We start from the raw sequence: 4,701 nt of genomic DNA on the forward strand, positions 1-4,701 counted from the left end.
GCCGATATTCAGCCGGCCGGGATCGCGGACGCATGGGCGATGCTGGAGAGAGGCTGCCTTGCGTTGCCAGATCGGTGGCCCCGATGCTAACCGTGCAAATGGCGGGCGGGAATCGGTCCCGAAGCAACGTCCGCCACAAATTTTCAATAAAACTCCCCTTACCCCCGTGGAGATATTTTTTTTATGCAAAACCCAGCAAGGGCGATCTGTGCCGCCACGCTTCTATTTGCAATCGGGGCCGTTGGCCTCACAAGTATATCATCTTTTGCTTATATTTCATCGGCGCAGGCCCAGGAGGAATATCTTCCGACCGAGAAGGATTTTGTCGGCAAATGGAAACTCAACGGCGGAGCCATCCGGCCGCCGCGCGATATGAAGGATGCGCCGACACCGGAACAGGAAGCGGCCGCCAGTGAGTTCCAGCAGACGGTGACCGCGTTTTACGGGGCGTTCGATTATCTGGAGATCACGGCGGACGGCCGCTACAATTTTCACCAGCCCGGGGATCCGACGTCGGGGCCTTGCGTCTGGTGCGGAACCTGGTCGTTCAGCAAGAGTTCGGCGTGGCTCGAGCTGGATACGGCGCCCCGGCTGGATATCTACGCCAAGGACGGCGACATGCAGATGACCTACACTGTCGAACCCTACGAAAAATCGAAATATGCGTGGCTGGTTTTCGGCTGGGCGAAGGCCGAGTAGGCGGCGCGCAGCATTCACCACGTTCGTCATCCTCGGGTCTCCGCGACGGAGCTTCGCTCCTGCTCCGCCTGTGGATGACGAAGGCGGGAGAGGCTTCCGCTAACCCCGGAGTCAGCGATGGTTGACCGAAACGGAAGATGACATCTTCTGGGTCGCGCCACTGAATGTCACGGCTTTTCATCCATCTCGTATCCTCGTATACGAGATGGAACCAGCCGACCGAGGAGACCGCATGAGCCCGCCGCCTGAAACCGTGCCGTTTTTCAGCCAGTGGGAAACGCCTGACATGACGCTGGACGTGCTCGCCGACGGCGCGGATGTTGCGCTCAGGCGCGATCCGCTGTGGAGGCGATCCGGGGCGGAGACCCTCGACGAATACGCAATCTGGGCCGCCAACATCTGCGGCATGGCCTGCCTCAAGATGATCCTGGCCAGCCGCGGCGAGATCGTGCCGACGATCGAACTTGCCAGGCGCTGCACCTTATATGGCGGCTATGTCGTCAATGAGGGATCGATCAAGGGGCTGATCTACGCGCCCTTCGTCAGCTTCGTGAAGGAAGCCTTCGGCCTGCGCGCCGAGGTGATGACCAATGTCGCCACATCAGACATTCCGGCGATCATGCAGCGGACGCGCTTCTTCATCGCGTCGGTCAGCAGCTCGATCCGCTGGCCCGAGCGAGAGCCGCCCTCGAAGGGCGGCCATCTGGTGCTGATCACCGCGGCATCCGACGAAGGTTTCCGCTTTCACAACCCGTCCGGCCATGAGCCCGCCACACAGGCAGACGCAGTGTTGTCACCGGCCGATTTCGACCGCTTCTTTGCCAATCGCGGCATTGCCGTCGCCATTTGATTTTTTGACAGTCGAGGGATTTCGATGACCGACAAGACAAGAGTGGCCATCCTCTATGGCGGGCGTTCGGCCGAGCACGACGTGTCGCGCCTTTCGGCCGCCAATGTGCTGAAGGCGATCGACCGCACGCGCTACGATATCGTGCCGATCGCCATTTCGCGAGGCGGCAGGTGGCTGCTGCAACAACTCGATCGCGCCGCGGCGATCGGCGATGAGGCGGCAGGGGCGCCGGCCTCCGAAGACGGCCCGGAGGTTGCTTTGTTGCCCGGAGGCAAGGGCCGGCTGGTTGCGGTGTCGCGGGATGGTACGCAGCCTGAGCTGCCCCCCATCGACGTCGTGTTCCCGGTGCTGCACGGGCCGTTCGGCGAGGACGGCTCGGTGCAGGGCTATGCCGAGGTCGCCGATGTCGCCTATGTCGGCTGCGGCATTCTCGCCTCGGCCGCCGCCATGGACAAGGACGTCGCCAAGCGGCTGATGCGCGAGGCGGGACTGGCGGTTGCCCGCTCCGTCACCGTGCATCGAAACGGCAAGCATTCCTTCCAGGAGATTGCCGGGACGCTCGGCCTGCCTTTCTTCGCCAAGCCGGCGCGCCAGGGCTCGTCCTTCGGGGTCAGCAAGGTGAATGACAGGGACGGCTTCGAGCAGGCCATCGACACGGCTTTCCGCTACGACGGCAAAGTGTTGATCGAGGAATTCGTCGAGGGCCGCGAGATCGAGTTCTCGGTGCTGGAGCGCGCCGACGGGTCGCTGACGGTGTCGCTGCCCGGCGAGATCATTCCGGCCGGCAAGCACGGCTTCTACACCTATGAGGCCAAATATCTCGATGCCGACGGCGCGCTGGTCAAGGTGCCCGCCGATGTCCCGGCCGATGTGGCCGAAAAGGCCAGGGATATGGCGCGGCAGGCGTTCCAGGCGCTTGGCTGCGAAGCCATGGCGCGCGTCGATTTCTTCCTGCGCGCCGACGGCAGCCTGCTTGTCAACGAGGTCAACACCATTCCCGGCTTCACCGACATCTCGATGTATGCCAAGGCGCTTGCCGCCTCAGGCATCGGCTACAGCCAGACCATCGACGTGCTGATCGAGCACGCGCTGGCCAGGCATGCGGCGCGCTGATCCGATCGGGCGAGCCTGACTTCCATTTAGCCCTTCGGGAGCGGCCGGTGCGGGCCGGATCATTGCCTGTGAGCGAGGCGTATTTCATCGTTGGCTAAAGTTGCACGTCCGCTCTATATGCCCGATCATGGCATTTGGCAGGGAGGCATCACGTGGCCAATCGTCGAAACGGCACGGCGTCTCCGGCTGATGGGCTGGGGGACGCCCTTTCAGCGGCCGCGCCCCATCCGCGAACCTCTTTGCCCAATGTGGCGGCCATCGTCACGACAGTGGCGGCACTGTATTTCGGGCGCGAGGTTTTCCTGCTGATTGCCATAGCGCTGCTGCTGACCTTCGCACTGGCGCCGCTTGTCGCAGCGCTAAAAAAGGTCGGCATTCCCCGGATTGCCGCCGTCATCGCCAGCGTGCTCGGCGCCTTCGCGGCGCTTGGCCTGTTCTCCTTCATCGTCGCCACGCAGGTCAGCGAACTGGCGCAGAACATCCCGGTCTACCAGACCAACATCCTGACCAAGATCCGCTCGCTCAAGGAGACCGGGGGCGGGATCCTTGCCAGACTGAGCAAGGTGGTCGAGCGGGTCGGCCAGGAGATCGACAGGCAAGACCCCTCGCTGCCGGCCGCCGCCCCGGAAAAGCCGCCGCGCGAGCCGGTGCCGGTCGAGATCGTCGCGCACGAAAGGCCGCTTCAGGTCCTGCAGAATGTCGTCGGGCCGCTGATCAGCCCGCTTGGGTCGGCCGGGCTGATCATCGTCGTCGTCATCTTCATGCTGCTCGAGCGGGAGGATCTGCGCGACCGCTTCATCCGGCTTGTCGGCTACGGCGACCTCCACCGCACCACCGAGGCGCTTCAGGATGCCGCCAAACGGGTGGGCCGCTATCTCCTGATGCAATTGGTCGTCAACATCGTCTACGCCATACCGATCGCGATCGGGCTCTGGGCCCTCGGTATTCCCAATGCGCTGCTGTGGGGGCTGCTGGCACTGGCGCTGCGTTTCGTTCCCTATATCGGCCCGATCATAGGTATGCTTTTGCCGCTGTTCCTGGCGCTGGCCGTGGCACCGGGCTGGTCGCTCGTGCTGTGGACAGCCGCCCTGTTCGTGGTGATGGAACTGATCACCGGCAATGTCATCGAACCCTGGCTCTACGGTTCGCGGACGGGACTGTCGCCGCTGGCGATCATTGTCGCGGCGATTTTCTGGACGTGGCTCTGGGGGCCGCTCGGGCTGATCCTGTCGACGCCGCTCACTGTCTGCCTGGTGGTGCTGGGCAGGCACGTGCCGCAGTTTGAATTCCTGGACGTGCTGTTCGGCAACGAGCCCGTGCTCGAACCCCATGCGCGCCTGTACCAGCGGCTGCTGGCCGGCGATCCGGAAGAAGCCACCGATCATGCCGAGGAGATGCTGGAGGAGAAATATCTGGTCGAATTCTATGACAAGGTTGCCATTCCGGCGCTTCTGCTGGGCGAACAGGACCGTGTGCGCGGCGTCATGGGCGATTTGCAAAGGCGGCAGGTGGCGGCCAGTGCCCTGATGCTGGTCGCCAATCTCGACGACAGCGCGCAGGAGGAGGCAGGCGAGGAGGAGGGGCCGTCCGTGGCCGCAGAGGCGAGCGACGATGACGATCCCGGCGGGGAGGACGAGACCGAACTGCCCGATGGCACGGATATGTCCGTGCTTTGCGCCGGGGGGCGTGGCGAGCTCGACGACGCCGCTGCCGCGATGCTGGCGCAGGTGCTGGAGGTCCAGGGCGCGACGGTGTCGAAAGCCAGCTTTGCCGATATGGAACCCGCCGGCATTCGCCGCCTTGAGCTCGAAACCGTCGACACCGTCGTGGTCGGATTCCTGAACCGGGATTCCATCAAGCACGCCCGCTTTCTGGTCCGCCGGCTGAAGCGTGCGAAGGCCGCACTTCGGGTGGGAATCGTGTTCTGGTCGGAGGCCGACAGCGAGGACAAGGAGACGGCGGGCAAACTGGCGCGTGACATGAACGCGGATTTCGTGGCGCATGGCATGGTCGACGCCGTGCTGGGCGCGCTGTCAAAC

4 protein-coding genes are annotated in these 4,701 nt (G+C 63.7%); all 4 read left to right on the plus strand.

The window, feature by feature from the left end; all coding sequences use genetic code 11:
- Nucleotides 1–183 precede the first annotated feature (183 nt).
- Nucleotides 184–699: a hypothetical protein gene (locus EOA22_RS24750; protein WP_013530757.1), complete on the plus strand. Its 516-nt coding sequence runs from the start codon at nt 184–186 to the stop codon at nt 697–699.
- A 232-nt stretch (nt 700–931) separates the two neighbouring features.
- Nucleotides 932–1,549, plus strand: coding sequence for a C39 family peptidase (locus EOA22_RS24755; RefSeq protein WP_024501618.1), 618 nt, complete (start codon nt 932–934; stop codon nt 1,547–1,549).
- Between the two features lie 24 nt (nt 1,550–1,573).
- Nucleotides 1,574–2,662 carry a D-alanine--D-alanine ligase family protein gene (locus EOA22_RS24760; protein WP_063168569.1) on the plus strand — a complete coding sequence of 363 codons (1,089 nt, stop codon included), beginning with the start codon at nt 1,574–1,576 and terminating at the stop codon, nt 2,660–2,662.
- A gap of 152 nt (nt 2,663–2,814) precedes the next feature.
- A partial coding sequence (locus EOA22_RS24765) for an AI-2E family transporter (protein ID WP_164755792.1) occupies nt 2,815–4,701 on the plus strand: 1,887 nt, incomplete at its 3' end.

Origin of the sequence: Mesorhizobium sp. M7A.F.Ca.US.014.04.1.1 (assembly GCF_003998745.1) — a bacterium.
Taxonomy (GTDB): Bacteria; Pseudomonadota; Alphaproteobacteria; order Rhizobiales; family Rhizobiaceae; genus Mesorhizobium; species Mesorhizobium ciceri.